Origin of the sequence: Haloferula chungangensis (assembly GCF_042664875.1) — a bacterium.
GTDB lineage: Bacteria > Verrucomicrobiota > Verrucomicrobiia > Verrucomicrobiales > Akkermansiaceae > Haloferula > Haloferula chungangensis.
The window spans coordinates 367,258-394,002 of the sequence record NZ_JBHTBS010000002.1; the positions used below are offsets into that span (position 1 = coordinate 367,258).

At 60.1% G+C, this 26,745-nt stretch carries 23 protein-coding genes; 14 read left to right on the forward strand and 9 right to left on the reverse strand.

What is annotated here, in order from left to right; all coding sequences use genetic code 11:
* Positions 1–349 precede the first annotated feature (349 nt).
* From ACFQY0_RS05465 to mfd, 3 genes are all read right to left on the reverse strand, one after another.
* A complete protein-coding gene (locus tag ACFQY0_RS05465; protein ID WP_379710039.1) occupies positions 350–997 on the reverse strand; it encodes a phosphoribosylanthranilate isomerase in 648 nt (215 codons plus the stop codon).
* 72 nt (positions 998–1,069) lie between these two features.
* Positions 1,070–1,510 (reverse strand): host attachment protein, encoded by a 441-nt coding sequence (locus tag ACFQY0_RS05470; RefSeq protein WP_379710042.1) that lies wholly within the window; start codon positions 1,508–1,510, stop codon positions 1,070–1,072.
* A gap of 120 nt (positions 1,511–1,630) precedes the next feature.
* The gene (mfd, locus tag ACFQY0_RS05475; protein WP_379710044.1) at positions 1,631–4,792 is read right to left on the reverse strand and encodes a transcription-repair coupling factor; all 3,162 of its coding nucleotides are present in this window, start codon (positions 4,790–4,792) and stop codon (positions 1,631–1,633) included.
* 535 nt (positions 4,793–5,327) lie between these two features.
* Between mfd and ACFQY0_RS05480 the strand changes: the two genes are divergently transcribed.
* From ACFQY0_RS05480 to ACFQY0_RS05525, 10 genes are all read left to right on the forward strand, one after another.
* Positions 5,328–6,080 (forward strand): peptidoglycan recognition protein family protein, encoded by a 753-nt coding sequence (locus ACFQY0_RS05480; protein WP_379710047.1) that lies wholly within the window; start codon positions 5,328–5,330, stop codon positions 6,078–6,080.
* Positions 6,080–6,478 carry a YkgJ family cysteine cluster protein gene (locus ACFQY0_RS05485; RefSeq protein WP_379710049.1) on the forward strand — a complete coding sequence of 133 codons (399 nt, stop codon included), beginning with the start codon at positions 6,080–6,082 and terminating at the stop codon, positions 6,476–6,478. Before ACFQY0_RS05480 ends, ACFQY0_RS05485 begins: the two co-directional genes overlap by 1 nt.
* A gap of 267 nt (positions 6,479–6,745) precedes the next feature.
* Positions 6,746–7,489 (forward strand): hypothetical protein, encoded by a 744-nt coding sequence (locus ACFQY0_RS05490; protein ID WP_379710052.1) that lies wholly within the window; start codon positions 6,746–6,748, stop codon positions 7,487–7,489.
* Positions 7,490–7,493: 4 nt separating this feature from the next.
* Positions 7,494–8,966: an AsmA family protein gene (locus ACFQY0_RS05495; protein WP_379710055.1), complete on the forward strand. Its 1,473-nt coding sequence runs from the start codon at positions 7,494–7,496 to the stop codon at positions 8,964–8,966.
* A gap of 1,012 nt (positions 8,967–9,978) precedes the next feature.
* The gene (rsmD, locus tag ACFQY0_RS05500; RefSeq protein WP_379710058.1) at positions 9,979–10,536 is read left to right on the forward strand and encodes a 16S rRNA (guanine(966)-N(2))-methyltransferase RsmD; all 558 of its coding nucleotides are present in this window, start codon (positions 9,979–9,981) and stop codon (positions 10,534–10,536) included.
* A 10-nt stretch (positions 10,537–10,546) separates the two neighbouring features.
* Positions 10,547–11,797, forward strand: coding sequence for a 3-deoxy-D-manno-octulosonic acid transferase (locus ACFQY0_RS05505; protein ID WP_379710061.1), 1,251 nt, complete (start codon positions 10,547–10,549; stop codon positions 11,795–11,797).
* Positions 11,798–11,848: 51 nt separating this feature from the next.
* Positions 11,849–13,408: a hypothetical protein gene (locus ACFQY0_RS05510; RefSeq protein WP_379710063.1), complete on the forward strand. Its 1,560-nt coding sequence runs from the start codon at positions 11,849–11,851 to the stop codon at positions 13,406–13,408.
* Between the two features lie 720 nt (positions 13,409–14,128).
* Positions 14,129–14,410 carry a hypothetical protein gene (locus ACFQY0_RS05515; RefSeq protein WP_379710066.1) on the forward strand — a complete coding sequence of 94 codons (282 nt, stop codon included), beginning with the start codon at positions 14,129–14,131 and terminating at the stop codon, positions 14,408–14,410.
* Positions 14,411–14,471: 61 nt separating this feature from the next.
* Positions 14,472–15,410 carry an LpxL/LpxP family acyltransferase gene (locus ACFQY0_RS05520; protein ID WP_379710069.1) on the forward strand — a complete coding sequence of 313 codons (939 nt, stop codon included), beginning with the start codon at positions 14,472–14,474 and terminating at the stop codon, positions 15,408–15,410.
* Positions 15,407–16,594 carry a polysaccharide deacetylase family protein gene (locus ACFQY0_RS05525; protein ID WP_379710072.1) on the forward strand — a complete coding sequence of 396 codons (1,188 nt, stop codon included), beginning with the start codon at positions 15,407–15,409 and terminating at the stop codon, positions 16,592–16,594. The genes ACFQY0_RS05520 and ACFQY0_RS05525 overlap by 4 nt, the downstream gene beginning before the upstream one ends.
* Here ACFQY0_RS05525 and ACFQY0_RS05530 read toward each other — a convergent pair.
* The 3 genes from ACFQY0_RS05530 to ACFQY0_RS05540 form a co-directional block, all read right to left on the reverse strand.
* Positions 16,591–17,406 carry an alpha/beta hydrolase gene (locus ACFQY0_RS05530; RefSeq protein ID WP_379710075.1) on the reverse strand — a complete coding sequence of 272 codons (816 nt, stop codon included), beginning with the start codon at positions 17,404–17,406 and terminating at the stop codon, positions 16,591–16,593. The two genes, ACFQY0_RS05525 and ACFQY0_RS05530, sit on opposite strands and share 4 nt — an antisense overlap.
* Positions 17,407–17,408: 2 nt before the next feature.
* Positions 17,409–18,515, reverse strand: coding sequence for a Zn-dependent alcohol dehydrogenase (locus tag ACFQY0_RS05535; protein WP_379710078.1), 1,107 nt, complete (start codon positions 18,513–18,515; stop codon positions 17,409–17,411).
* Between the two features lie 197 nt (positions 18,516–18,712).
* The gene (locus ACFQY0_RS05540) at positions 18,713–19,558 is read right to left on the reverse strand and encodes a helix-turn-helix domain-containing protein (RefSeq protein WP_379710081.1); all 846 of its coding nucleotides are present in this window, start codon (positions 19,556–19,558) and stop codon (positions 18,713–18,715) included.
* A 167-nt stretch (positions 19,559–19,725) separates the two neighbouring features.
* Here ACFQY0_RS05540 and ACFQY0_RS05545 point away from each other — a divergent pair, with 167 nt between their 5' ends.
* The 3 genes from ACFQY0_RS05545 to ACFQY0_RS05555 are packed head-to-tail and all read left to right on the forward strand — an operon-like array spanning position 19,726 to position 23,781.
* On the forward strand, positions 19,726–20,040 hold the full coding sequence (locus tag ACFQY0_RS05545) for a 2Fe-2S iron-sulfur cluster-binding protein (RefSeq protein WP_379710083.1): 315 nt from the start codon (positions 19,726–19,728) through the stop codon (positions 20,038–20,040).
* A gap of 19 nt (positions 20,041–20,059) precedes the next feature.
* On the forward strand, positions 20,060–21,208 hold the full coding sequence (locus tag ACFQY0_RS05550; RefSeq protein WP_379710085.1) for a cytochrome P450: 1,149 nt from the start codon (positions 20,060–20,062) through the stop codon (positions 21,206–21,208).
* 17 nt (positions 21,209–21,225) lie between these two features.
* Positions 21,226–23,781, forward strand: coding sequence for a glycoside hydrolase family 2 TIM barrel-domain containing protein (locus ACFQY0_RS05555; RefSeq protein ID WP_379710087.1), 2,556 nt, complete (start codon positions 21,226–21,228; stop codon positions 23,779–23,781).
* Here the strand turns inward: ACFQY0_RS05555 and ACFQY0_RS05560 are convergent, their stop codons facing one another.
* Positions 23,782–24,432 (reverse strand): class I SAM-dependent methyltransferase, encoded by a 651-nt coding sequence (locus ACFQY0_RS05560; protein ID WP_379710090.1) that lies wholly within the window; start codon positions 24,430–24,432, stop codon positions 23,782–23,784.
* Positions 24,429–25,205 (reverse strand): glycosyltransferase family 2 protein, encoded by a 777-nt coding sequence (locus ACFQY0_RS05565; protein ID WP_379710092.1) that lies wholly within the window; start codon positions 25,203–25,205, stop codon positions 24,429–24,431. Before ACFQY0_RS05565 ends, ACFQY0_RS05560 begins: the two co-directional genes overlap by 4 nt.
* A 104-nt stretch (positions 25,206–25,309) precedes the next feature.
* On the opposite strand from ACFQY0_RS05565, the gene queD reads away from it, so the two are divergent.
* A complete protein-coding gene (queD, locus tag ACFQY0_RS05570) occupies positions 25,310–25,675 on the forward strand; it encodes a 6-carboxytetrahydropterin synthase QueD (protein ID WP_379710095.1) in 366 nt (121 codons plus the stop codon).
* Positions 25,676–25,684: 9 nt separating this feature from the next.
* Here queD and ACFQY0_RS05575 read toward each other — a convergent pair whose 3' ends face one another.
* Positions 25,685–26,599: a hypothetical protein gene (locus ACFQY0_RS05575; protein WP_379710098.1), complete on the reverse strand. Its 915-nt coding sequence runs from the start codon at positions 26,597–26,599 to the stop codon at positions 25,685–25,687.
* Between the last annotated feature and the right edge of the window lie 146 nt (positions 26,600–26,745).

Consider the following 26,745-nt stretch of genomic DNA (forward strand, 5'->3'; position numbering starts at 1 on the left):
TTTGCATGAGGGGATGATGGCTCCAATTCCATCCAATTAGATCCATTTGCATCCAATTGGTAGCTTTGCGGCCTGATTGGGAGATCTGAGCAAAGGTCGGATGCGGATTGAGTGCAGGCTTGGTTGTCGCGAGGGGGGCGGGAGTTGAGGGAGGAGATCCGCCGTTTTCTGGCACCCCTCCGGGGTGCGGGGATTTGAGGGGGGTACCCGAGGTGGCACCCGCTCGCGGTCTTACCCCGCGCTATTATCTGAAGCGCCACCGGCGCGAAAAGCGGTTGGTGGGTCCATTCACTCCCTCCGGCGCGGGTGGCAGTGGCTGGGTCGAAATATCCCAGTCCCGACTGTCAGTCTAAGCTGTCGCCTTCTTTAGAGCTGCGACTTTTTCGAAATCCTTGATCCCCGGTGCCGACTCGGAACCCGATGCCGTATCAAGCGCGGCGGGGTGGACGGTGGCCAGGGCTTCGGCGGCGTTCTCGGGGACGATGCCGCCGGCGAGGATGATCGAAAGAGTGGGGTGCGACTTGATGAAGTCGGCGGCGGCGAGCCAGTCGATGGTCTGGCCGGTGCCGCCATAGAGACCTGGGGCGTGGGCGTCTAACAGGAGGGCGTCGGCGGGGAAGTCGGCGGCGGCTTTGAGGTCGTCATCGTTGCGGATGCCGAGGGCTTTGATGACGGGGATCTTGTCGTCGAGGTAGGCTTGGGATTCCTCACGGGATTCGTCGCCATGGAGTTGGACGACGTCGATGAGGCCGCGCTCGATGAGTTCGCGCGGATGATCCGGGCCGGCGTTCACGAAGACGCCGACGCGCAGGATCCTGCCGGCAAGCGCTTTGAGAAAGTCGGCTTCGGCGGGGTTGAGAAAGCGCTTCGATTTCGGCCAAAAGTTGGCTCCAAGAGCATCAATCTCCATGACGGCCAGACGCTCTGCGTCGGCAGGCAGGGTGATGCCGCAGATTTTCAGCGAGGGTAGTTTGGGGTCGAGGAAGCGTTGGAGCACGGGGGAGCGTAGCCGCGGAAGTCGGAAGTCGGAAGTCGGAAGTCGATCTGCGGCGGTGTGAGTGGCCAGCGCCTAGCTGATGCCGAAGCGATCGAGCAATTCGAGCTTGGGAGATTTCACGAGGTTGAGGGGAAGCTTGTTGCGGATGCGTTTGCCCACGCCGGCGGTCAGCGAGTTGACGAGCTTGGCAATGATTTCCTTAGGCGCCGCAAGGTAGATGTCCTCGTTGCCGGATCCGGCGGTGCGGTTGATCGCTTCGGCCATGCTGTGGAGTTGCCGGGTTTCCGCTTCGTCCTGTTCGGACTGACGTTCTCCAACCGATTGGCTCCCCGGGCCGTAATCAAAGCGGCCCGCCTTGTCGGTCACTCGATCGGAAACCTTGCTGTGCTGGTTGGCCAGGTCGACATCGGCGATGTCGGTAAAGGCGGGAGAGGTCGTTGGATCGAGGTCGTCACGGGTGATGCGATAGCTCTTCATGCGGCCGAGGTCTGCGACAATAATCAATGCGTTCATGGATCTCCCACCTTCACACGGATGCGCGTCGATGCAAGAATTTGTGGAAACGGTTGATGGATGAACTTGTGAAGGTCAGGAGGGCGGCCAGTCGTGTCGGCGGTGGAGGCCTGGGAAGCTTTACAGCGACTCGAGCATGGCGATGGACTCGGCGAGTTTTTCGTCGGGCTTTTCGCTGGCGAGACGGGGAAAGCGGCGACCTTCTAACATGATGTAGTCGCCGTTGCGCTGGAGCATGAGGCGCTGGCCTTTGATCTCGATGGAGGAAACGCCCTTGGCGCCGGCGATGAGGCGCAGGCGGGTGACGTCCACAAGGTTGGCGGCGGGCTGGGGGAGTTTGCCGAAACGGTCGGCCCAGCTGGCGGCGAGTTTGTCGAGGTCCTCGACGGTCAGCGTCTCGGCGAGCTCGCGGTAGGCGGAGATGCGCAGGCGGGTCTCCGCAAGCCAGTCGCTGGGCATGTAGGCGGCTAGCATTTCGACGTCTGCGCTGCCTCTTGAGAATTCGTTCTCCGAGAAGGCGACGAAGTCGCTGCGGAAGGTGGTCTCGACGCGTTGTTTGGGAGTCTTGCCCTGGAGGCGGTCGACACTTTGGCGGAGGAGCTGGCAGTAGAGGTCGAAGCCGACGGCGGCGATCTGGCCGGATTGCTTGGTGCCTAACAGGTTGCCGGCACCACGGATTTCGAGGTCGCGCATGGCGATCTTGAAGCCGGAACCGAGGGCGGTGTACTGCTTGATGGCGTGGATGCGCTTGCGGGCGTCGCCGGCGGTGGCCTGGTCGCGGGGAAGGAGCAGGACGGCGTAGGCTTTTTCTCCGGCACGGCCGACGCGGCCACGAAGCTGATAGAGATCGGCGAGGCCGAAGCGGTCGGCGCGGTCGATGAGGATGGTATTGGCGTTCGGAATGTCGATGCCGGTCTCGATGATGGTGGTGGCGAGAAGGATGTCGGCTTCACCATGGACGAACATGCGCATCACGACTTCGAGCTCGTCCTTGTCCATCTGGCCGTGGCCGACGAGGATGCGGGCATCGGGGACGAGCTCGCTGAGCTTGTTGCGCATCATCTCGATGGATTTGACGCGGTTGTGGAGGAAAAAGACCTGACCGCCGCGCTTCATCTCGTGCTGGATCGCATCGCGGATGATGCGTTCGTCGTAGGGGGTGACTGAGGTGTGGACGGGGACGCGGTTGGGTGGCGGGGTGTCGATGGTCGACATGTCGCGCGCGCCCATGAGGGCCATGTAGAGGGTGCGCGGGATGGGGGTGGCAGATAGTGTTAGAACGTCGATCTGGCGGAAGAGCTCCTTGAACTTCTCCTTATGCTTCACGCCGAAGCGCTGCTCTTCATCGACGACGGCGAGGCCGAGGTCCTTGTAGGCGACGTCGCCGGAGATGAGCCGGTGGGTGCCGATGACGATGTCGACGGAGCCATCGGCGAGGCCTTTGAGCGTGCTGCGGATCTCGGCGGGGGTGCGGAAGCGGTTGAGCAGGTCGATGCGGATCGGGTAGTCGGACATCCGCTCGCGGAAGGTCCGCCAGTGCTGCTCGGCGAGCACGGTGGTGGGGCAGAGCAGGGCGACCTGTTTGCCGCCGGTGACGGCCTTGAAGGCGGCGCGGATGGCGACTTCGGTTTTCCCGAAGCCAACGTCGCCGCAGACGAGGCGGTCCATCGGGCGCGGCGATTCCATGTCGCGCTTGGCTTCCTCGATGGCGCGGCGCTGGTCGGCGGTCTCGGTGAAATGGAAGGAGTTTTCGAATTCCCACATCCAGCGCGAGTCGGGCGGGTGGGCGAAGCCGGGGACGGACTGTCGCTCGGCCTGGATGCGGAGCATCACGGCGGCGTAGTCGAGAATGGTCTTCTCGGCGGTCTTGCGGACGTTTTTCCAGGCGGTGCCGCCGAGTTTGGAAAGGATCGGGGCTTTGCCGCCGAGGCCGACGTATTTGCCGATCAGGTGGGCTTGGTCGATGGGGACGGAGAGCAGGCCGCCGTCGCGATATTCGATGCTGATGTGCTCGTCGTCGTCGCCTTGCTCGATGCCGACGAAGCGGCCGATGCCGTATTCGGAGTGGACGACGAGGTCGCCTTCGGAAATGTCATCGAGCGAGGCGCGGGCGGTGGCGATGCGTTGGCGGTCGAGCCGGCTGCGTCGGGTGGCGGCGGGATTCCGGTAGCGGCCGAAGATCTCGCTGGAGGAAATGAGGGCGAGCTTGGCGGCGGGGATGGTGAAGCTTTCCATCAACTCGCCGCGCAGGGCGACGAAGTGGGAGGACTCACCGGCGAGTTCGGTGAAGCGTTCCTGTTCGCCTTTGTTGGCGAAGACGATGCCGACTTGCCAGTCGTCGTGGTTCCAGTCGGCGAGTTGGCGGAAGAAGTGATCGCGGCGGGATTGTTCGAGGACGAAGTCGCCGGCTTCGAAATGGCCGAGGGGATTGGCGAAGCAGGCGGTGGAAAAGTCTTCTTCGCCGGAGGCGTCGGCGGCGTTCTCGGTGATGAGGAGGTCCGGCGTGAGTTCGTCGCTTTCACCGATGGCGATGACGAGGTCGCTCTTTTGCCGATAGGCTTCGACAGTGGCGTCGTTTCCCGGGTCGCCTAACAGAAGGTCGGCTTTGGGGACCTTGCGGGTGGATGCCTGGGAATCGACGTCAAACTCGCGGATGGACTCGACGTCGGTATCGAAGAACTCGATGCGGAAGGGGGCGGCGCCTTGCCAGGGAAAAACATCGAGGATGCCGCCGCGCACGGCGAACTGTCCGCGGCCTTGGACAAGGTGGGAACGATCGTAGCCGTGCTCGGCGAGTTGGGCGGCGAGTTTTTCGGGGTCGCAGGTTTTTCCCGGGCTGAGAACGATGCGCCCGGAGCTGAGGGTGGCCGGCGAGGGGGCGGGATCGGAAAAAGCGGCGGGGTGGGTGAGGATGGTGAAGGACTTGGCTTCGGCCGCGTAATCAAGGGTGTCGATGCGGGCGGCGGCGCCTTCGGCATCGGTGAGCTCGCCGTCGGTTTCCAAAGGAGGCTCGGAGAGGATGAGCGAGTCGACATTCCACAGCTCGAGCTCGACGGCGAGTCGCTCGCGGAGTTTCGGCGAACCCGCGCTGATCCAGACGCGCTTGCGGCGGGTGAGGGTGCGGCGGATGACGGCGATGAGGTAGGCGGTGGCGGCTTCGCTGACGTGATCAAACACGATGGGGCCGTCGCCTGCGGAGACTTGCTCCAGGCGCTGCGCGAAATCTGGCTGGCGGGAAGCCCGATTCAGCCAGGGGGTGGGGTCATGCGCCGTCTTCGGCACGGGCGGAAGGTGAGCGGCGGATCGGGATTTGGCAAGTGGCGCGGTGGGGAGGGCAAGGCTCAGAAGATAGAAACGTCAAGACGCCAAGGAAAGGAGAGGGGGCATTCTTGCCCCCTTGGGTGAGAAGGATGGGGACAAGAATGTCCCCGCTCCGTTGCTCCTTCGCGGCCTTCGCGATCTTCTGCGGAGAATTGAAAGGCAGGTTTTACAGAAGGACGCCAAGGTCGCGAAAGGATCTTTGCTGGGCGTCGACATCAGAAAATTTTTCAACCGCAGATGGACGGGATGAACGCAGATAAGGAGGTCCCAATTTTGATTATCGGAGAGATTCTCATGGGGGTTTTGCCAATTCAGACAACCTGGATGCCACCATCCATTCTTATTCTGTGTCCATCTCGTTCATCTGCGGTTGTATCCCTCGTTAGTCAGAGATCGGATTCAGGTGTCGATGCCCTGGTGAAGTTGTTTGGGACTTTGCTTTCCCTAGGATTTTTCCATCCTTCACCTGCTGGGATGGATGTGATAGCAAGGGCGCATGAAATGGCCTTTGCTTCCGCCAATTCTCGCGTTTGCGGTCTTGATGATTTCCTGCATGAAAATGGGTCCGGCGGGAGGACTCTCCGATCAGCCGGTGGCGGTTTGGGGGAGTGGTTCATCTGGGACCAGCCGGACGCCGGTGAGTGGATCGACGAGTGCTTCGGCGCTTTTGAAGCAGGTGAACCTGAAGGTGGACATGGTGCCGAAGGGGACCCATGGACGGAAGGTGATCCGGCCGATGAAGCCGCGCTACATTACGATTCACTCGACCCAGAACTACACGGCAGATGCCGATCGGCATTCGCTGGCGCTGAAAAGGGGCGCGCTGCGGGCGGCCAAGCGAAAGGGGGGAAACCGAATCGGCTACCTGATCTGGCACTTCACCGTGGATGACCGCCATGCGGTGCAGCACATGCCGACCAATGAGCAGGGCGAACACGCGGACTTCGATGGTCCGGGAAACAACTATTCGATCGGCATCGAGATGTGTGAACAACGCGGCTCGAACATCAATGCCACGATTGACCGGACGGCGAAGCTCGCGGCCTATCTGATGTATACGAAGGGAATCCCTCTGAGCGGAGTGGTGCCGCATTACCACTGGCCCCGAAAGGGAACGAGCAGGCCGCACAAGGACTGCCCGCATTTCCTCTTGGACAACGGTCGCCCTGGCCGGAAATGGAAAGCCTTCCAAGCGCGGGTGAATGGCTACTACAAGCAAATCCAATCCAGCGCGGTCGCGAGTCGCTGATGAGTCTGCACCACGGAAGCCCGGGGAACCGGGATGTGTATCTGGACCCGGATACCTTTTATGTCTGCCAGCGCTGCACCAACTGCTGCAAGTGGCCGGGCGATGTGCGTCTGGAAGATAACGAGATTCCGCGGATCGCCGGCTATCTTGGGATGAGCGAGCAGGCCTTTCTGGACAAATACACGCGCCTGCGGATGAACCGTCAGGGGCTCTCGCTGATCGAAAAGGAGAATCACGAGTGCATCATGCTGAAGAAGGGCGGCTGCCGGATCCATGAAGTAAAGCCGGAGCAATGCGCGGGTTTTCCAAACAAGTGGAACTTCCCCGGCTGGCAGAGTGAGTGCGAGGCCGCGCCGATGCCGATGGATGAGGCGCGACGCGCGGGGCTGGCAGACTGAAATCCCGAACTGCCGAGCGCGCCAGGCACTCCAGGAATCCTCCCGGCGGCAACCGGAGCTCGGGACGCTTTTCACATAGCCCTCCATACTTGCCGATCTTTGCGCCTTGGCGTTGGGAAATCCGGCCATCCCTGAGGAACTCTGGGCCGTGAATCCCGATGGAGGAGTCCAGACCTTGATTCGCGACATTTGTGCCCCAGGGGACGATTCGCCGAGGATTGTCGCTTGAGTTTCGCCTATCTGGGGGGCAGTTTCGCGGCACGTCCCATGAATTACCTTTTCCCCGTTCTCGCTGCGCTCGTCGCTCCTGTCGCTTTTGCTGCTGATGTCCCGAAGCCGATTGCCTTCCTCCCGCAGGATGCTTTTGTCAAAGGAGCGATCACGGTGGTGGTGCCGCCGGCCGAGCTCGATAAGTACGTGGCGAAGGTCGAAGCCGCGGCCCTTGAAAACCCCGCTTGGTTCAAGGAACACGCCAAGAAGTCATCGCCGGGCGTGCCGCTTCCCTTCGATGAGAAGCTCGGTTTGACCCAGGCGGAATACGACGAGTATCTCAAGTTGTGGGATTCCCGCGAATTCAAGGCGGTGGAGGCCGTAATCATTCAGCTCAAGCAGGGCAGCGACAAGATGTGGACGATCACAACCGCTCTGGGCGGCGGTCAGGAAGGTGGCGGATCGCTGCCGATCTCCACGCTCAAGTATGATGCCGAAAAGGATGTCTTTGTTTCCCCGAACGGCACACTCAAACGTCTGGAAGACGTCAAGGCGGACAAGCGCAGCATCCTCGGTGAATGGGCCGGAAGCGAGTGGCGCTACGAAGAGGAAACCTCCCTCGGCAAGACCAAGGAAAACTTCGCGATCGGTAAGACGGGCGATGGCAAGATGGGTTTGATGATCTACCGCATGCAGGAAGTCTCCAGCGAGGGCACCAGGCTCTATGACAAGAGCATCGTGCTGCGTTTCCCGATGGGGGATGCCGGAATTCTGAAGCCTCAAGCTCCAACGCAGAAGTAATGCGATGACTCGGCAGCGGCATGGCAAAGGTCGCTGGAGTCGATACCTCCTCAGAGCTGCGGCGGCTTTGCTCGCGCTGTTGTTACTTGGCTTTCTGCTGCTGCAGGCGCTGCTGGCCACGCCGTGGATGCGGGGGAAAGTCGCGGGAAAACTCTCGCAACGCATCGGTGGCCTGGAGGTGGTCATCGGCTCGCTGAGCTGGACGCCGTGGAATGGCGTGAAGATTGAAAGGCTGGAAGTGAAACAGCCAGGGGCGCTGCGAGAGGTGGTTCCCACGCCGCTGTTAGCCGTGGAGGAGATCCATATCCGGCCCGACTACAAAGCGGCGTTGAAAGGGAACTTGTCGGTGAATGAGCTGAAGGTGTTGCGGCCGAAGCTTCATGTCACCGTGGACATGCTGATCTCAATCGCAGCGGCAAGCATGCCGCCAGCCAGGCCTCCAGCGATCGCGGCGGTGGTTCCTGCGCCAGGATCTGCGGTGGGAGGGACGTCGGATGCGACTCCGCAAGGGGCGGGGCAAGGTCCTCTAACAAGTAGTGGATCCGAGGAGGCACCGGCAGTGGTGGCGAAGCCGGATACCGCGGCTGCTCCTGCACCGCAACCCGTCGCGAAGCCTCACCGGAAGCGTGTCCGAGTGGTGGTGGATGATGGGAGCTTTGAGTTGGTGAAAGCCGGGATGGCCAGGCCTTTGGCAGGAGTCGAGGGAGTGAATTTCGATTTGCCGCTTTTCGGTGAGGCGGGGGAATCGAGCCAATCGCTTGGGATGATCGAGTGTCTCGGTCAGACGCTGGTGGAAGAGTTGGTGGTCGAGGTGAAAACGGAAGACACCGGGATCGCGTTTATTTTTCCGGGCGATCCGACGAAGGAATTTGGGATCTTTGGGCGGATGGAGATCGCGCTGAGTCACGGCTTGCCATTTCAGACGGACATGGCGCTGCGGCTGCCGAAGGTCGAGAGGCTCATGCTTTCAGATAGGCTCGTCGGAGAATGCGACGAATTGCAGGCGCGCATTCAGGGTGGGGGATGGTTGCAGGGGCCGGGATCATGGCGCGGAGTGGCGGCTATCGAGGCGGGGAACCCGATGGGCGGGGTTGGGAGTCTTGATGGGTCGATGATGCCATTCGACTCGGCCTCGGCAGTGCTGCAGTTGGCGGGCGGGGTGATTTACTCGCCGGACTTTCGCCTGCTCGGCGATATGGCGTCGGTGTTAGGGAACGGCTGGGTGAACTCGCACGATGGGGCGGTGGTCGCGAGGCTGATTGTGCCGCCCACCGCGGTGGAGATGCTCAATGGCCAGTTCGTCAAGCGGGTGCCGGAGGGGGTGTTTGCCTTCCGTCCGCTGAAGCCGGACAACCGATGGTTCTCCGATGTTTCGATCTGGCGGGAGAAGACCGGCTGGATGGTCGGCTTCGGAGAGGGCGGATCGGTCGCGCCCTTGGATGGGGTTTTGAGAGGGAAGGTTAGTGAGGGAAATTGAAAGGCAGGTTTTACAGAAGGTAACGAAGGGAACGAAGGAAAGGCACCGGGGTTTATGGATTTTCAACCACCCTACTTCGCTGGAGACTTCGTTCCAGCTACGAAGGGCTGGCCGAATGCACGGAATACACGGACTTGGATTTTTCTCATGAATCCTGAGCGTTGGTTCGGCACTCTGTGAATTCTGTGAGCTCTGAAGTTGATGGCTTTTCAGTCATGCATCTCCTTCGCGTTCTTTGCGATCTTCTGTGGGATTCATCTGCGGCGGAGGATTGAAAGGCGGTTTTACAGAAGGGCGCGAAGGACGCGAAGATTGGAGAGTGGGATTTTACACCAGCTGACTTTGACGGAGGCTCTGCCTTCCGTGAATTCTGTGAACTCTGAAGTTGATCGCTTTTCAGTCATGCATCTTCTTTGCGATCTTCTGTGAACCGAAAGGCAGTTTTACAGAAGGGCGCGAAGGACGCGAAGATTGGAGAGTGTGATTTTGCACCAGCTGACTTTGACGGACGCTCTGTACTCTGGGGATTCGGCGTATTCTGAGGTTAATCGCCTTTCAGCCATGCACCTCCTTCGCGTTCTTTGCGATCTTCTGTGGGATTCTTCTGCGGTGAACCGAAAGGCGGTTTTACAGAAGGGCGCGAGGGACGCGAAGTTTGGAGTGGGATTTCAAGCCAGCCTACTTTGATGGAGACTCTGACGTCTGTGAATTCTGTGGGCTCTGTGGTTGATCGCTTTTTAAGGGTGTGGGCTTCAGACATGCATCTCCTTTGCGGTCTCTGCGATCTTCTGTGGAACCCTTCTTCTGCGATGAACCGAAAGGCAGTTTTCCAGAAAGGCGCGAAGGACGCGATGGTAAGTCAGATTGAGGACCGGGTTGGGGAAGGTATCTCGGGTTTTTTGGTGGGCTTGGCGATCTTGGCGGCTTGGCGGTGAAAAAATCGAGGGGGCGAGATGAGGGACGATGACTCTGGGATTGCCGGGGGCTTGGTCTGGTGGCATGGGAAGCGGCGATGAGGATCATTGCGGGAAAAGCGGGGCGGATTGCGATCAAGGTGCCGAAGGGGGTGACACGGCCGACGACGGATTTTGTGCGTCAGGCGGTGTTCTCGATTCTCGGGGTGCGGGTGGAAGACGCGCGAGTTCTTGATCTCTTCGCGGGCTCGGGGGCGCTCGGGCTGGAGGCGCTGAGCCGGGGGGCGGTGAGCTGTGTGTTCGTGGATGAGCATCGCGGGGTGGAAAAGGTGCTGCATGAGAATCTGGCGAAGGCGCGTCTGGATGGGGCGCGGGTGGCGAAGGCGGATGTGCATGCGTGGGTGACGCGCGATGTGGGTAGCTATGATTTGATTTTCGTGGATCCGCCGTATGCGAAGTATCCGACGGATCGGGATCACTTGAAGGAGCTTTTCGCCAAAGGCGCGCTGGCCGAGCGGCTGGCGGAGGGTGGTTTGCTGATTGCCGAGCAGTCGATCGGTGAGCCGGTGCGCGAAGCGGCGGGGCTGACTTTCCTGGAGCGGCGCGAGTATGGCAGCAGCGCCATCCTGCTTTACGCCAAGGCCGAGGCTTCCTAACATCGCGGCGATGTCTCCCACGCTTCTGCTCTACCGGGTGCTGCTCCCGATCTATGTGCTGGTGGCGCTTCCGGGATGGCTGATGAAGACCGCGCGGCGCGGTGGCTTTGGCAGCGGGCTGGGCGAGCGGGGGTCTTTCTACGGAGACGAGCTGGAATTCGAGCCATGCGGGGCGGTGCATGTGCATGCGGTCAGTGTGGGGGAAACGCTGCTGGCGATGAAGCTGATCCGCGCGTGGCGGGTGCGGAAGGGGGCGAAGGACTTTGTGCTGGCGGTGGGCACGGCGACCGGTCACGCGGTGGCCGTTGAGGCGAAGATGGAGGGTGTTAGAGTGGTCTATCAGCCGGTGGATTTTCGCTTCATGGTACGTCGCTACCTCGATCGCTTTCAGCCCTCGCAGATCGTTCTGGTGGAGGGGGAGATGTGGCCAAACCTGATGCTGGAGTGCGCGCGGCGCGGGGTGCCGACGCGTCTGGTCAATGCGCGGATGTCACCGAGATCGAAGCGCCGCTATCGCAAGATGGCGCCGTGGGTGAGGCCAATTTTCTCGAAGCTCGACTGGGTGGCGGTGCAAGAGGCGGAGGATGCGGAGGTCTGGAAGGATCTCGGGGTGGATGAGGTGAAGGTCACGGGTAGCTTGAAGTTTGATCCGGGAGCGGGTGGGCTGCCGACGCCGCGTGCGGAATTTGTCGCGATGATCGATGCCTGTGCGGCGGGACGTCCGGTGGTTCTGGCGGCGAGCACGCATGATGGGGAAGAGTCGCTGATCGGTCGCGCGGTGCGGGAGGCGGGTGGATTTTATCTCTGCGTGCCCCGACACGCCGAGCGGCGGGCGGAGGTGAGGGAGGCGCTGCGTTCGGCGGGATTCGATGTCGTGCTGCGCTCAGAGTTCCGTCGGCCGGATGAGCCTGGTGCTGCCACGCTGGTGGTCGATAGCACCGGCGAGCTGCGCGATTGGACGGCATCGGCGGATGTGGTGGTGATCGGGAAGAGTTTTCTGGGGATCGGTGGGCAGAATCCGGCCGAGGCGATCTCGGCGGGCAAGCCGCTGGTCTTTGGCCCGCATATGGAAAACTTCGAGCCTCTGGCGACGCGTCTGGTGGAATGCGGCGGGGCGCGCCGTGTGGCCGATGAGTCCGAGCTGGCGCAGGCATTGAAGGAGGTGATGGCTGATCCGGATGGCACTGCGGCCGCGAAGGCGGTTCTGGACGGTCATCGGGGGGCGACCGGGCGAATTCTGGATCATTTGGATGACGAATGAATGCGCAACGAGTTGTTTGTCATTTGAAAATCGTCCGCTAGGGTGGCGCCCGTGAGTGACCCTCTAGACAAGCAGAGTCTGCTTTCCGCATTCGATCTCGGACCCGCCTGGGCCCGCGACGACGCGCCGGCAAAGAAGTACGAAAACCACAAAGGCGACACCCGTGATGATAAGCGCGGAGGTGGCCGACAAGGTGGTGGTCGTGGAAGTTTTGACCGTGGTGGTCAGCGAGGCGGCGGTGGTCCGCGCGGTGGAGGCGGAGCGCCTCGCGGCGGTGGACAGCGCGGTGGCGGAGCGCCCCGTGGACGTCGCGATGACCGCCAGCAACGCGATGGCGGCCGTGATTTGCCGGCACCAGCGCCTGGAGTGAAGGTCACGATCTGCCCGGCCGTGGAAGCGGTGCGTCTCGTGGTGAAGGAAATCCATCAGGTCGCCCGGGTTTACTCGCTTTTTGATATCGCCCAGATCCTACTCGATAAGCGCGAGCGCTGCACGTTAAGCATCGTGTCCGATGAGAAACGCGGTCCGGTGATGTACCGCGGGCTCAAGGACAACTCGCTTTTCGTGACGAAGGAAGAAGCCGTCGCGCACTTCTGGCAGTCTGGTCCGATTGAAGAGCTTTACGATGTCGAGGACACCGAGACGGAGGCACCATCGGGCAACTTCCAGGTGGTGGCGAAGTGCGGGCTTTCGGGTGAGTGGCTTGGGCCGCCGAACTTCCATGCCTATCAGACGACACTGCGTCGCCTGCATCGTGAGAAGTTCTCGAACATGGACTTTGATCGCTATGTCTCGCGGGTGAAAACCGAGCGGGGTGAGGAGGCGGTGAATGCCTGGTTGGAGACGATGAAGATTCGTCGTCGCTGGCGGGTCAAGGGTGGTTCCGATGAGGACTGGACCTTTGACCGCAGTGTGGTCGAGCGCGATTTTGCGACGAAGCATTTTGGCGAAGCCTTCAAGGAGGTTCGCGAGACCGAGCTGCCCGGCGATGTGCCACCGGCGAATCTTTCGATCGGCCTGCTGGCCTCGATCCGGATTGCGGGATCGAACACGCGCCGCCATCCGGCGATGCTGATTCCGACGATCTGCCGCATTCTCGAAGCCGAGCATCTCGCCGTCTTCAAGCGTCAGGGGAAACTCTTCAGTGGTCCTTCGCGTCCGCATCCGATCCCGGATGATACGAAGCTCGCCGAGCGTCCGACGAAGATTGTCGAGTGGGTGGATGCGCAGGAGAAGCCAACGCTTGGCGACCTGTGGAAAGCCCTCTTGCCGGAAGGCAGCGAGGAAGCGCCGAAGGAGTGGCTCGTCGACATGTTCTGGTTGCTGACTCAGGGGCACTTGCTGCTCTTTGCCGATGACACGCTGGTGCTGCCGAAGCGCCGTGCCCAGCAGGCCGCTGCGGCTGCGCCGAAAGAAGGCACGGGCAAAAAGCGCAAGCGGAAGAAGCGCAAGCGCAAGGTCTTCAAGGCCCGCCACACGAGCCCGGCGAAGATGATCCGCACGATCACTCGACTGAAACCGGGTGGCGTGAGAGCGCTGCGCGGTCCTGCCAAGATCTGGGCACGTCGACTGGTGAGAGCCGGGCGGGTTGAGTCGATGGTGGAGGAGTGATGGTTTCCGGAGCATCGACATTCGTGTCGATGGGCTGGTCCGGTGATTCGCTTGCGAGGTCCATCGACAGGAATGTCGATGCTCCGCAATGAGCCCGCGCACCAATTTCCAGAGTTAGCCTAATTAAAGGGATGTACCAGTCGTTACGACTTTCGTGATGAAGTCGTATGGATTGATTGTCGTTCTGGCGCTGATGCTTGCGCAGCTCATGCATTTGCCTACTCGAAGTCTCCGTTTTCTTGCCAACGATCACGGATTCTCCGGGAGTCAGTTGGGAACGGCGACCAATGGGTCAAAGATTACTCATTGTGGGCCCGGTATGGAGCTCAGCTGGATGGGAAATGATTCCTGGGTCGATGAGCGAGGGATGCAGATTCAGTCTGACAAACTAGAGTCTTATTTGCAGGAATTCGGCGAGCGATGCAATGACCTGGGATACTTGGGGAGTGTTCGGGCGCGGATTCCTGCCAATGCTTCGGCGAGGCACCTCGTCGAACTCACGAAATGCATGGAGAGAGCGAGAATTGAAAATCTGAGTGTGGCGGTGGTCGAACCTGAATTGACCTGGCACTAGCCTTCTGGGTGATTCGCTTGCGAGGTCCATCGACAGGAATGTCGATGCTCCGCAATGAGCCCCCGCTTGCCATGATGGGAGGCGGGCCTTGTCGTGATCGGCAAGAATGGACTTGGTAAACGATGTGCTGAACCTATATTCGAGATATGGCCAGTCACGAACGAGAGAATTACTGGTTTCCAGCCAAGCGCTATGGCTGGGGCTGGGGACTGCCGTGTTCGTGGCAAGGATGGGTGGTGATGATCATCTATCTCGCCGCGGTCGTGGCGCTGGCATTTATGTTCGACTCCGTTGAGAACGTTTTCCCATTCGTCGCTGCGGTGATGGGGGCGACAACGATCTTTTTGTGGGTCTGCTGGAAAAAGGGCGAGCCCGCGAAATGGCGGTGGGGACAGTCAGATGATGACTCTGGGTCCAAGCAGGATTGATTGAGGGGATGACCCCGCGCTTGCCATTGCCGGGTGGGGCGGGCATTCCTTTGCGAGGCAAGTGGAGGAAGAAGAGAAGACATCGTGGACTCGGAGGGTTGGAGCATTCGGTGATCTGCCGACGCGACTGTTGATGCGTGGTCTGAAGGTGATTCCGTGGTTTCTGGAACCGATTCTGATCGCCCCTTGGACACTGGTGTTTTTCGGGGTGGCTGGGGAGCAGCGGCGGGCGGTGGTTTCGAACTTGCGGGCGATGTTCCCGGAGTGGGGTGGCATGCGGGCATTGTGCGGGGCTTACCGGGTGTTCTGGAATTTTGCGGGCACTTACGTCGATGCGATGCGCAGTGAGACAGGGACGGGGGAAGTGGATTGGGTGATTGAGGGATTGGAATACTTCGATCAGATGGCGGCGCATGAGGGCGGCTGCCTGATCCTCACGGCGCACATGGGGAATTATGACATGGCCGCGCCGCTGTTTTCCTCGAAATTCGGCAAGACGGTTTATGCGGTGCGCGCGAAGGAACGCGAGGCGGAGATGCAGGCGATCAAGGAGGCCGAGCTTCGCGAAAAGGAACGACTCAATCCTTATTTCAAAACGCTCTACAATGACGGTGGCGAGATGCTTGGCGTGGAGCTGGCGCGGCTTCTCAATGAAGGGAATGTGGTGGCGATTCAGGGCGATCGCGTGATTTTCGATGTGTCTCCGGTGGAGGTGGAAGTGAAGCCGGGGCTGATGATGAGACTCCCCAAGGGTCCGCTGTTTCTAACAAGGATCACCAAGGCGGAGTGCTTTCCGCTGTTCATCATCCGCGATGGCTGGCGTCGCTATCGGGTGAAGGTGTATCCGCCGGTCAAGCTGCCGCCGCGCAAGCGCGGTCCGGGCGACGATCCGGGGCTTCCGGCCTGGACGGAGGCGCTGCTTCAGGGCGTGATGCCGTATTGGGACCAGTGGTTTGTTTTCGAGCCGGTATTCCGTCGCGTGGAAGGAGGTGAGGAGTGATCGGCGAGACGATCAAGAGCGGCGACAATCGTGCGGCTTCGCCCTTCTTCCGGGTCTTCGGTGGGAGGCTCAAGGTCGCGGATGGCGATGCGGTCGCGATGGGGAAATCGGTGGGCAATCATTCCTTGGAGTGGGCCGTGCTTTCGACCCTGGTTCCAGGAGTCGTGGGCGTTGCGGTCTTTGATGGGCTGTGGCGGCTTGGGGGATGCTGGGCGGCGTGGCTTGGTTTGCTGCCGATGACTTTCATTGCTCTGCACGTCTTGGGGTTTTTGCTGGGGGCGTGGTCGCCGCGGGGGACTTTTTTGGTTTGGTCGGGTGCTCTAACCGCCTGGGCGCTGGCCTTGCTGCGCTGGGGCGGCGAGACGCCGCTGGTCTGGGTCGCCTGGCTTTGGCTGGGCTTCATTGCCTTGCAGGTGCTCGGGATGATCGGTCTTGTCTGGCAGCGGATGATGCGGGTGGAGGGACCGAAAGGGATTACCTTAAGGATCGTTCTGGCGGTGCTGATTCACCTCGGAATCGCGCTGATCTGGTGGCAGTTCGGGGCGGCTTGGGGAGCGTCGGCATTTGTCGGGATGGTGGCTGTCTGGGCGCTGGGGACCTTTAATCCGACGAATGAAATTTTCGGACCGATGCCGATGCGTCTCGACCAGCGGCAGGCGCTTCTAACCATCGATGACGGTCCTGATCCCGAGGATACGCCGGTGATTCTCGATCTGCTCGATAAACATGGCGTGAAGGCGGTGTTCTTTGTGATCGGCGATAAAGTACGACGTTTCCCGGAATTGGCGAAGGAGATTGTAGCGCGGGGCCATGAGCTGGGAAATCACACGATGACTCATCCGCAGCACAGCATGTGGAGTGCGGGTCCGGTGAGGATGCGGCGTGAGATTGAAGAGTGCAGCCGGGTGATCGAAGAAATGAGCGGTCAGCGTCCGCGCTGGTTCCGGGCCCCGGTGGGTCATCGGAACTACTTCACTCATCCGATCGCCGCGGAGCTGGGGATGGAGGTGGTGGTGTGGAGCCGTAGGGGCTTCGATACGCTCGATCGCGAGGTCGAGGGGATCGTCGACGATCTTACCCGCAATCTCCGATACGGCGAAATTTTGCTGCTCCACGAATCGACCAAGCAAGCGCCGCAGGTGGTGAAGCGGGTGCTGGAGGAAGTGGCACCTTTGAAAGACTAAGCGAGCTGTTTGGCGAAGAATCGCAGGGTTTCCCGGAGATGGGTCACCCAGTAAGGCCACTCATGGCCGCCGGGATGTTCTTCGTATTCGTGATCGATGCCGGCTTCGTCGAAGGCGCGTTTGAGTTCGCGGTTGTGCTCGATGAGGAGGTCGTCGACGCCGCAATCGAAGCGGAAGGGGCGGAGCGATGCGCGGTGCTTGAGGATGGTTTCGAGGACCGAGTGATCGCTGGGATCTTCCTGGGTGTAGTCGCTGAGACTTTCCTCAACGAAGAGCGGCAACTGGGCAATGTCGGTGATCGAAGAATGGCCGACGAAGGCGGCGAAGCGGTCGGGGTGTTTGGCACCGAGACGCAGCGCGCCGAAGCCGCCCATGGACAGGCCGGCGATGAAGTGAGGGGCTGTTAGGGCGTTGCCGGTGGCCTCGGAAACGGCGTGGGGGACATCCTCGACGATCCACTTTTCGAAGTCCTGATGGGCGTGCTTCAGGTAGCCGCTGCCGTCGCCCCAGAGGCCATCGGATGGCATCGCGAGGATCATCGGCGGGAGCTCGCCGGCATCGATCATCTGCTGCAGGGTGAGGTGCGCTTCGCCCATCAGCGACCAAACCCAGTGACTGCCCCACACGCCGTGAAGCAGGATGACGACGGGGACCTTGCTGAGATCCTTCGCCTGATCGGGAATGAAGATGCTGAGGTCCGCGCGGGCCGAAAGAGCCGGGCTTTTCACGGTCATCGCCTTCATCGTGCCCACTTGCGAGGGCAGGTTGGCGAGTTCGGTGGTGCGGAAGTGGGATGTCTTTTCCTTGCTCATGATCAATCGAAAAGGATCACGCCTTTGGCATTGCGACCGGCCATCATGTCGTCGAAGGCTTGTTGAAGATCGTTGAGTTTATAAGTGCGGGTGATCATCTCATCGAGCTTGAGAAGGCCACGCGAGTAGAGCTCTAACAATTTCGGGAAATCGTGCTCGGGCATGGCTTTTCCGTAGAGCGGGTTGATGTAGATCTTGTCCCACTCGAAGAGGTTCATGTCGAAGTCGATGACCTGCTCGATGCCGGAAACCTGCACCGCGGTGCCGGCATCGCGGACCATGGCGAGCGGGGCGGAACCGAGCGCGGGAACGCCGGTGCATTCGAAGGAGTAATCGGCCCCGCGTCCGCCGCAGAGCTGCTTCACTTCCTCAGCAGCCTTGAGAAGTCCCTTGTCTTCGCGCGAGGCGAGGATGGTGTGGGTGGCGCCGAACTGCTTGGCCATTTCGAGACGTTCGGGGTTGGCGTCGACCGCGATGATCTTCGCCGCGCCGGAGATGCGGGCACCCTGGATCGCATTGAGTCCGACCCCGCCGGTGCCGAGAATCACCGCGCTGCTGCCGGCGGCGAGTTTGGCGGCATTCACGACCGAGCCGTAGCCGGTCATCACGCCGCAGCCGACAATGCAGGCCGAGGCAAAAGGGATGTCGACGCTGATCGGGATGACCGCCTGCTTTCTAACAACGGCATGACTGCTCATGGTGCCGAGGTGGAAGGAGCGGCCGAGCGGCTGGCCTTTCCACTCGCTCGATCCGGAGTGCGCCGCGCCGTGGTCGCCGACGCCGGTAACCGGGTTGTTCTTCTCGCAGATCGATTGATTGCCGTGTTCGCATTGGAAGCACTCCTTGCAGGGGATGGCCCAGTTGAGGATGACGCGGTCGCCTGCTTTGACGTGCGTGACGCCTTCGCCAACTGCGAGAACGATGCCTGCGCCTTCGTGCCCGAGAACAAAATTCGAGCTCTCTTTCAAGGTGTCCCAGTCGGTGTGGCAGACGCCGGAAGCCTTGATTTCCACAAGGACTTCATCGCGTTTGGGGTCGTTGACAATGATGTCTTCGATGGTGAAGGAACCTTTGGCGTCGGTGACGGCGGCTTGGGCGGAAATGCTCATGTTGTGATGGGTTGATCGCTGTGACTGGCATCATGTCGAACAGAGAAGTTGGATACAATCAACATAAACCTTTGCGGAGCTTGGAGGCTGAATCTGCGAGATTGAGGTTTTGAAACGCCAAGGCGCCAAGTTCGCCAAGTTTTGAATTATGAGGTTTTCTTGGCGGCCTTGGCGTCTTGGCATTTCATTATTTTGCCCTACTTCCCGAGCTTGCGGTAGTGGCTGGGGGACTGCTGATAGATGGTTTTGAAGTGGCGGTTGAAGTTGGTGAGGTTGTTGAAGCCGGAGTGGAAGGCGATGTCGGCAACAGTGCGATCGCTTTCGAGAAGGTCGCGGGCCGCGCGGGCGAGACGGAGGCGGATCAGGTAGTCCTGGAAGCTCATGCCGAGGTGCTGTCGGAAGAATCGGCTGACCGATTGAGGGTGGAGCGCGGCCACTTCGGCGGCGTCCTTGAGGGTGATGTTGTCCTGCCAGTTTTGTTCGAGGAAATTGAGGACGCGCTCGAGTCGATCGATCTTCTGAAGCTTGATCGGGTGGTTGTAGATGAGGCTGGCGAGCGGCTTTCGTTCGCGGTCTTCGCTCAGTTGGTGGAGGATGTCCAAGAGCTGAGTGATTTGTCGGGGGCCGGGCTCGCTGCTGAACAGATCGGCCATCTGGTCTTGGACTTTGGCGGTAGTGCTTGGTGAGAAACTGAGGCCGCGAAGGGACTCGTCGAGGAGGCGACTGATGTCGACAAACTCGGGGAGCTGGAGGAAGGCATCGCCGAAGATTTCACGACGAAACTGAATGACCCGGGAGCGGGCGCGGGCGCGTTGCCAGTTGCGAAATCGGTGGGGGACGCTGGCGCCGATGAGGACGAGATCACCTTTTCCGAAGGATTCCATGGAGTCTCCGATGAGGCGCTCGCCATCGCCTTCGAGGATCCAGGTGAGCTCGATTTCGGGGTGGTAGTGGTACTGGTGATCGAACTCGGGGACGTCGATATCGAGGCAGGCGATGGAGCTGCCTTGCGCGGGTTGGACGTTCTCGAGAGTGGGCTTCATGGGGGTTTCTTCGCGAGGATGGTGGTGGAGTTGCTTCTAGATGTGAAGATAATACCAGTTTTGGTGATCGGGTCGGTGGCATTCTTCCCGGGGAGCTGGCATTTGTGGAGGTTCATACGCGGAGCTCGCGAGGGGCTCCGTCCATTTCCATCCGATCCAAACCAACCATGTCGAAAGTCACTTTTATCAAACCTGACGGCGAGGAAATCGTCATCGAGAATGCCAGCGGCACGCTGATGGAAATCGCGACCGAGAATGACATCGAGGGAATTGATGGAGCCTGTGGCGGGGTGTGTTCTTGTGCGACCTGCCACGTGCGGGTGAAGGCCGAGTGGCTGGAGAAGGTCGGCAAGCCGGATGAGACCGAGCAGGATATTCTGAGCTTCGAGACCGAGAGCGATGAGCGGAGCCGTCTGTGCTGCCAGATCGAGATGAGCGACGAGCTCGATGGGCTGGTGGTGGAAGTCGCGCCGCTAAACTGAATCTAACAGACCCACGATCATGTCCCAGTGCCCTTACCACGACCCGTTCAAGAAAGCCCGTCAGGAGGCTCCGGTGATTGCCACCGAGTTTGATGGCGCACCCGTTGCGATGATTCTCGGCTTCAAGGAAGTCAAGACGGCGGCGCGGGACTACGAGACCTTTAGTTCGGATGCGCCGTTCCGCGTGCCGATTCCGCGGGAAGAGGACGTGCGCACGGTGAGGCAGTATCCGCTCGAGGTGGATCCGCCGGTGCACGCCGAGTATCGGAAAATTGCCGAGCCTTACTTTCGTCGGCCGCTGAAAGCCGACTACATCGAGCGGATGGAGGCTCTGTTAGATGAGCTGATCCGCGATGCGTCTCAGCGGGAGTCGATCGAGATCGTGCGGGAGTTCGCGATTCCCCTGCAGTCGCGGGCGTTGACCTATCTTCTCAACATGCCGGAGTCCGAGGCGGACGTTTGGATCAAGTGGGGGACACACGTTTTCCGCGATGAAAGCGGCGTTTCGAAGGGGTACGAGATGGAGGCCTACTGCAACGAGCTTTTCGACAAGGCCGAGGCGAATCCGGGGGATGATTTCTTTTCCGCGCTGACGCGGGCGGAGTTCCAGGGTCGGAAGTTGACGCGCCAGGAGATGCTCGGCTTTGCCAACATCGCCTTCGCCGGCGGTCGGGATACGATCATCAACACGGTGGCAACGATCATCGCGTATATCGGTCGGAACCCCGAGGCTCTGGATTTCCTGCGGGAGGATCCGAAGCGGATTCCGGTGGCGACGGAAGAGCTGATCCGTTTTGCGACGCCGCTGACGCATATCGGACGGCTTTGTCCGGCGGCGACGGATGTCCACGGGGTGAAGGTGGAGGCGAACAAGCTGATCTCGCTTGGTTGGGCGTCGGCGAACTTTGACGAGACGGTCTTTGATGATCCGGAAACGGTGAAGCTCGACCGCAAGCCGAACCCGCACATTGCTTTCGGCAATGGCATTCACAACTGCCTAGGTGCGCCGCATGCGCGGCTGATCGTGCGATCGCTTTTGAAGAAGCTGTGCGAGCTGACTTCATCGATCACCATTCTGGAAGCCAAGCCGAAGATCGAGCGGGAGGCAGCTTACGAGCGCCACAATGCTTATCATGAGCTTCGGGTTGAAGTGAAACCACGCAACTGATGAATCCGATGCAGGTCATGAAATTTCATCCGGTGCTTGCCGCTGGAATGCTTTCTCTTTGCTCGATTCAAGCGGAACCCTTCATGGGGAGTTCGCGTGCGCCTGAGGCGCTGCCTGCGGAAGTGATCCGGACGAGCAAGGATCGCGAAGTGGATTTCAACTTCGGGTGGAAGTTCATTGAGAAGGATGTGGCGGAGGCGGCCACGCCGGACTTTGACGACAGCAAGTGGCGAAACATCCGGCTGCCTCACGATTGGAGTGTAGAGCATTCGTTCGATGAGAAGCTTGAGGGTGCGACGGCCTATCTGCCGGGTGGGATGGGATGGTATCGCAAGACCTTCGAAATCGAGCTGAAGGACAATCAGGCCTGCTCGATTTACTTTGATGGGATTTATAATAACTCGGAGATCTGGCTTAATGGTGAGCGTCTTGGCTTTCGTGCCTACGGCTACACGCCGATCGTGCATGACCTGACACCTCACTTGAAACGCGGGGAGAATGTGATCGCGGTGCGGGTGGACCGGAGCCGGATCGTGGACAGTCGCTGGTATACGGGTTCCGGGATCTATCGTGACGTGAAGCTGCTGGTCACCGACAAGCTTCACACGCCGCTTTGGGGCGCTTACGTGACGACGCCGGAGGTTACGGAGGATGCGGCTTCCGTTGCGGTGGAGATTACGGTTTCGAATCTGTTTGGTGAGGAGAAGTCGTTCACTTTGAGGAATACCGTGCTCGATCCATCAGGTGAAGAAGTGGGCTCGACGGTCGTGGAAGGGTCGGTGGGAGCGAAGGAAGATGCTCGATTAAAGAGCGATCTGAGGATCGAGTCGCCGAAGCTTTGGTCGGTGAATCAGGGGCAGCTCTATCAGCTCGTCACGACGATCGAACTCGGTGATCGGGTGGTGGATCGTTATGTGACGCGCTTCGGGATTCGGACGCTGAAGTTTGATCCGGCGACGGGGTTCTGGCTGAATGGCGAGAACATGAAGATCAAGGGAGTATGTCTCCATCATGATGGAGGACTCGTCGGGGCGGCGGTGCCGATCAAGGTGTGGGAGCGTCGCTTGAAGGAACTGCGGGAAGCAGGCTGCAATGCCATTCGGATTTCGCATCAGCCGGGTGCCCGTGATTTCACCGAGCTCTGTGATGAGATGGGCTTTCTGGTCCAGGTCGAATTTTTTGATGAATGGGATTTGCCGAAGGACAAGCGGACGAATACCTGGGAGAAGTTCGTCGATTACAACTCCCGCGGCTACACCGAGCACTTCCAGACGGATGCCGAATCGGATTTGAAGCTCACGGCATTGCGCGACCGGAATCATCCGAGCGTGATCATGTGGAGCATCGGCAATGAGATCGAGTGGACCTATCCGGGGCAGAAGGAGGCGACGGGCTATTTCAGCGCGAACGCCGATGGAAACTACTTCTGGACCGTGCCACCGAATACCGGCGAGGTGATCAAGGAGCGACTGAAGTTTACTCAGACGGGGAAGTATCGCATCGCGGAAACGGCGGCGAAGCTGGCGAAGTGGACGCGTGAGATGGATACGACGCGGCCGGTGATTGCGAACATGATTTTGCCGTCGGCGAGTCATGAATCGGGCTACACGGATGCGCTGGATATCGTCGGTTACAGCTATCGGCGGATCATGTATGACTACTGCCGCGAGCACTATCCTGAGAAGATGATCATGGGGACCGAGAACCTTGGTCAGTATCACGAATGGAAGGCGGTGGCGGATCGTCCGTTTGTGGCGGGCACGTTCTTGTGGACGGGCGTCGATTACCTGGGTGAGACGAATGAAAAGTGGCCGGTGAAGGCGCAGGCGACGGGCTTGCTGGACCTTGCCGGATTCCGGAAGCCGTCGTTTCACATGATGAAGTCGCTGTGGAACGAGGCGCCGCATGTGTATCTCTGTTCTCAGACGGCGGAGAAGTCGCCCTATAAAGTCGGGGAGAATGGCGAGGTGTTAGAGAAGGAGCCGTGGGCTTGGGAAAAGCGCTTGTGGTACTGGCATGAGACGAACGAGCACTGGAACTACGCCGAGGGCGAGTCGGTGATTGCCGAGGTTTATACGAACTGCCCGGAAGTGGAGCTTTTCCTGAATGGGGAGAGTCTCGGAACCAGAGAGCTGGCGGACTTTGAAGACCATGTGGTCAAGTGGGAGCTGCCCTTTGCAGGTGGCGAGCTCAAGGCGGTCGGGAAGGGGGCTGAGGCCCGGGTTCGGAGCCACGGCAAGGCGGCAGGAGTCGAGCTTTCGATTGATGAGACATCGCTTGCAGCGGATGGCTACGATGTGGCTCATGTGGTGGCGCAGCTGGTCGATGAGAAGGGGGTTCCGGTGGTCAAGGACGAGCAGAGTCTGGAGTTCGAGGTCAGCGGACCGTGCTCGATTCTTGGTGTCGACAATGGTTCACCGGGCAACGTGCAGGATTTCCAGTCGACGAAGATCAAGACTCATCAAGGCCGCGCGCTGATGATCGTGCAATCGCTGAAGGAAGGCGGGACGATCCGCATTCAGTGCAAGGGCGAGGGGATACAAAGTCCGCCCTTCGAAGTGAGTGCCGAGTAATCAGGCTTTCTGCATCACAATCAGGTGATTGTTGAAAGGCGTGGGCCCCCAGAGCGGGCTGATGTCGACTTTCCCATGCCGGGCGAGGATTCGCTCGAAGTCGTCGGCGGTGGGGTAGTGGATCGGGGCGGCCTTCATCCAGAAGGTGGCCTTGGCGAAGAAGTCACCGGCGACGGTGATCTTGAAGCGAGTCGAATGGTCCTTCAGGCCAGAGCGGATGACGAGCTTGCCGCCGGGAGCCACGCGCTCGGCGGCGGCGGTGACGAGCTTGTCGAATTCCTCCGGCGTGAAGAACTGGAGGATGTCGAGGATCGTGACGTTGCCGTGGTGCTCGGGAATTCCCTGGCGGGCATCATGTTCGGCGAAAGTGCTGTGTTGATCGCCGATCTTGTTGGCGACGAAGTTGGCGCTTTCGGTCTTCTGCTTGTCGTAGTCGAGGCCGTGGATGGGGAAAGTCATGCCGCGTTCGCGCAGATAGAAGGCGAGCACTCCGAGTCCACAGCCGAGGTCGAGCAGCGGGAGCTCCGAGTCCTTCAACTCATGATAGACCGCATCATAGAGCGGGTCGGAGTTGAGTTTGCTCTTGAGATAGGAACGGTACCAGCGGCTCGGGAAGTAGCCGGCAATCTTGTTGATCTGTTCCTTGGTCATCGGACGGAGGGGCTGAGATGGAGAAGGGGATTATCGCCACGGAAGGCGAGCCATGGCGCACGGATGAAGAACCCGATCATCAACCGGGCGTGCATCCAGGTGAGCAGGATGTTGTCGCGCAGGTAGCGGAACTGGGAAATGCCGCCGTCTTCGGCGCTGGGATAGTGGACGGCCGTGGGCAAATTGATGACGGGGACGCCTTTCCAACAAAGTCTAACCGCGACTTCGGGATCGAAGTCGAAACGGCGGGCAAAGCGGGTTTCCTCGAGCACGCTGATCAGCTCGCGAATCGGATAGAGACGCATGCCGAAGAGGGAGTCATCGATGCCCCAGCCGAGGGTTTCGAGGTTCGCCCAAAAGTTGGAGATCTTGCGGCCACCGACGCGCAGAGCGGGGGCTGAGGCGTCGAAAATCGGGGAGCCGAACACGGCGGCCTGCGGGTGTTCGCTTCCGACGCGGAAGTAGTCGAGAATGCGATCCGCCGGGTGCTGGCCGTCGGCATCCATGGCGAGGGCGTGGGTGAAGCCGTCTTTTTCCGCCGCTCGGATGCCGAAAAGTATGGCGGCGCCTTTGCCCTGATTGACGGGCAGGCGGTGGAGGGTGAAGCCCTTGAGTCCCTCGAACTCCGTGAGGCAGGCATCGGAGCCGTCGTCCGATCCATCGACCACGACCCTCACGGGATAGCCTGTCGCAATGGCCGACTTCACCGTTTCCCTGAGAATCGGCCCGGTATTGTAGGTGGGAATGAGGATGGTCGGGCGGAAATCTGGCATCGGGGAACCGATTTGTAGGCAGGGATGGGAGGGGGGACAAGTGTTGAGCGTTCGATTCACCCGGCTTGCGCAGTGGGGCATTGGCTGTCAGTTTGCAGGCCGCCATGCGTGCCCGATTGACCAAGGACTTCCGATTTGAAGCTGCCCACACCCTGCCAAGTTTGCCCGATGACCACAAATGCCGTCAGATGCACGGTCATAGCTTCAAGGTGGAGATCTCAGTGGAAGGGGAAATCGATGAAAAGATCGGCTGGGTCTACGACCACAAGCGGATCTCCGAAGCGATGAATCCTCTGATTGAAATGATGGACCACGGCTACCTGAACGACATCGAGGGACTGGAGAGTCCGACGATTGAAAGAATGGCCGCCTGGTTTTGGCGCAAGCTCGAGTCCCAGCTTCCCGGGCTCGCGGAGATCGTGATCTACGAAACTCCGACGGCCCGTTGTTCGTTCAAGGGCGAGTTTTAAGCGGGAGATTTATTCTCCTTGGCGCTGCTGCTCGAGCTCCTGAAGGTTGCCCATGCCTTGCATGATGCTCTTGAAGCCGGTGGTCATCTGCTTGGCGGAGGAAATGGATTTGTCGAGCGACTCGAGATCCATCACGGGCATTTCGGTGATGCTGGTCTGCTGGCGGCTGTTGTCTTCGGAAGCTTCACGCTCGCTCATGGCGGTATCGAATTTCGAGGACTGATCTTCGTTGAGAAGCGCTTCGAAACCACTGCGGAATGCGGGGTCTTCCATCGGCTGACCACCACGGAAGTTGTTGCGGTCGAGGGGGTTGAGGATGCCTTCGAGCTCGCCGCTGCTTTGTTCCTGAAGCGCCTTGTATTCTTCCTCGCTGATTTCATCGCGTGAGCGGGCATCGCTGGCGAGCATCAGACTCATTAAGGTGACGGGTTGTTCCTTGAGGCTTTCAACGGCGTTGCGGGTTTTCTCGAGTTCCCGCTTCTGATACTCGCGGAAAAGTTCTGAGGCGGCCTCTTTTTGAGTCTCGTCGAGTTCGACGCCGGTGCCTCGGAGGACGCCGCGGAGCGCCTGGTCGCCACCGCCGAATTGACCGCCCTGACCACTGGTCATCATGTCACCCATTTCGAGGACGTCATCCAGAAGGGAGGTGACGTTGTCGACGACCTGCCGCGAGAGGGCGGTGCGGGAATCGCCATACTGTTCGATCAACGCGGCGGCTTCGTCTTCCTTGCTTTCGCGGACGAGTTTCCGGGTTGGCTTCAGGTCTGCAGAGACCGAGTCGCCGGTGGAAGCACTGGGACGAGGTGTTGGGTCCTGGCTGACGCTTGAACTTTCGTCGGTGCTGCCGGGGCGAAGGAAGGCAAATGCTGCGACGCCCGCGATGAGGACGGAAGCGGTGGCGATCAGGGTGGTGTTTCGGTTCATATTGGGTTTCTCGAATACTTGATGGGCGGAGTTCGAGTAGCATACAAGCGAAATTGGAATCATCAATTGCCGAGCTGATGATTCGGCCGTCATCTGGCGGATGGTGGGCCCTTCAGGAGCTCGATCGCTGGCACGGGATTGAAGCT

Bases quoted from the DNA above. Each gene is read 5' to 3' on its own strand.
- ACFQY0_RS05470 (WP_379710042.1), bottom strand. From the start codon at position 1,510: ATGAACGCATTGATTATTGTCGCAGACCTCGGCCGCATGAAGAGCTAT.
- ACFQY0_RS05480 (WP_379710047.1), top strand. From the start codon at position 5,328: ATGAAATGGCCTTTGCTTCCGCCAATTCTCGCGTTTGCGGTCTTGATG.
- ACFQY0_RS05485 (WP_379710049.1), top strand. From the start codon at position 6,080: ATGAGTCTGCACCACGGAAGCCCGGGGAACCGGGATGTGTATCTGGAC.
- ACFQY0_RS05490 (WP_379710052.1), top strand. From the start codon at position 6,746: ATGAATTACCTTTTCCCCGTTCTCGCTGCGCTCGTCGCTCCTGTCGCT.
- ACFQY0_RS05495 (WP_379710055.1), top strand. From the start codon at position 7,494: ATGACTCGGCAGCGGCATGGCAAAGGTCGCTGGAGTCGATACCTCCTC.
- rsmD (WP_379710058.1), top strand. From the start codon at position 9,979: ATGAGGATCATTGCGGGAAAAGCGGGGCGGATTGCGATCAAGGTGCCG.
- ACFQY0_RS05505 (WP_379710061.1), top strand. From the start codon at position 10,547: ATGTCTCCCACGCTTCTGCTCTACCGGGTGCTGCTCCCGATCTATGTG.
- ACFQY0_RS05515 (WP_379710066.1), top strand. From the start codon at position 14,129: ATGGCCAGTCACGAACGAGAGAATTACTGGTTTCCAGCCAAGCGCTAT.
- ACFQY0_RS05530 (WP_379710075.1), bottom strand. From the start codon at position 17,406: ATGAGCAAGGAAAAGACATCCCACTTCCGCACCACCGAACTCGCCAAC.
- ACFQY0_RS05535 (WP_379710078.1), bottom strand. From the start codon at position 18,515: ATGAGCATTTCCGCCCAAGCCGCCGTCACCGACGCCAAAGGTTCCTTC.
- ACFQY0_RS05540 (WP_379710081.1), bottom strand. From the start codon at position 19,558: ATGAAGCCCACTCTCGAGAACGTCCAACCCGCGCAAGGCAGCTCCATC.
- ACFQY0_RS05545 (WP_379710083.1), top strand. From the start codon at position 19,726: ATGTCGAAAGTCACTTTTATCAAACCTGACGGCGAGGAAATCGTCATC.
- ACFQY0_RS05550 (WP_379710085.1), top strand. From the start codon at position 20,060: ATGTCCCAGTGCCCTTACCACGACCCGTTCAAGAAAGCCCGTCAGGAG.
- ACFQY0_RS05555 (WP_379710087.1), top strand. From the start codon at position 21,226: ATGAAATTTCATCCGGTGCTTGCCGCTGGAATGCTTTCTCTTTGCTCG.
- ACFQY0_RS05560 (WP_379710090.1), bottom strand. From the start codon at position 24,432: ATGACCAAGGAACAGATCAACAAGATTGCCGGCTACTTCCCGAGCCGC.
- ACFQY0_RS05565 (WP_379710092.1), bottom strand. From the start codon at position 25,205: ATGCCAGATTTCCGCCCGACCATCCTCATTCCCACCTACAATACCGGG.
- queD (WP_379710095.1), top strand. From the start codon at position 25,310: ATGCGTGCCCGATTGACCAAGGACTTCCGATTTGAAGCTGCCCACACC.
- ACFQY0_RS05575 (WP_379710098.1), bottom strand. From the start codon at position 26,599: ATGAACCGAAACACCACCCTGATCGCCACCGCTTCCGTCCTCATCGCG.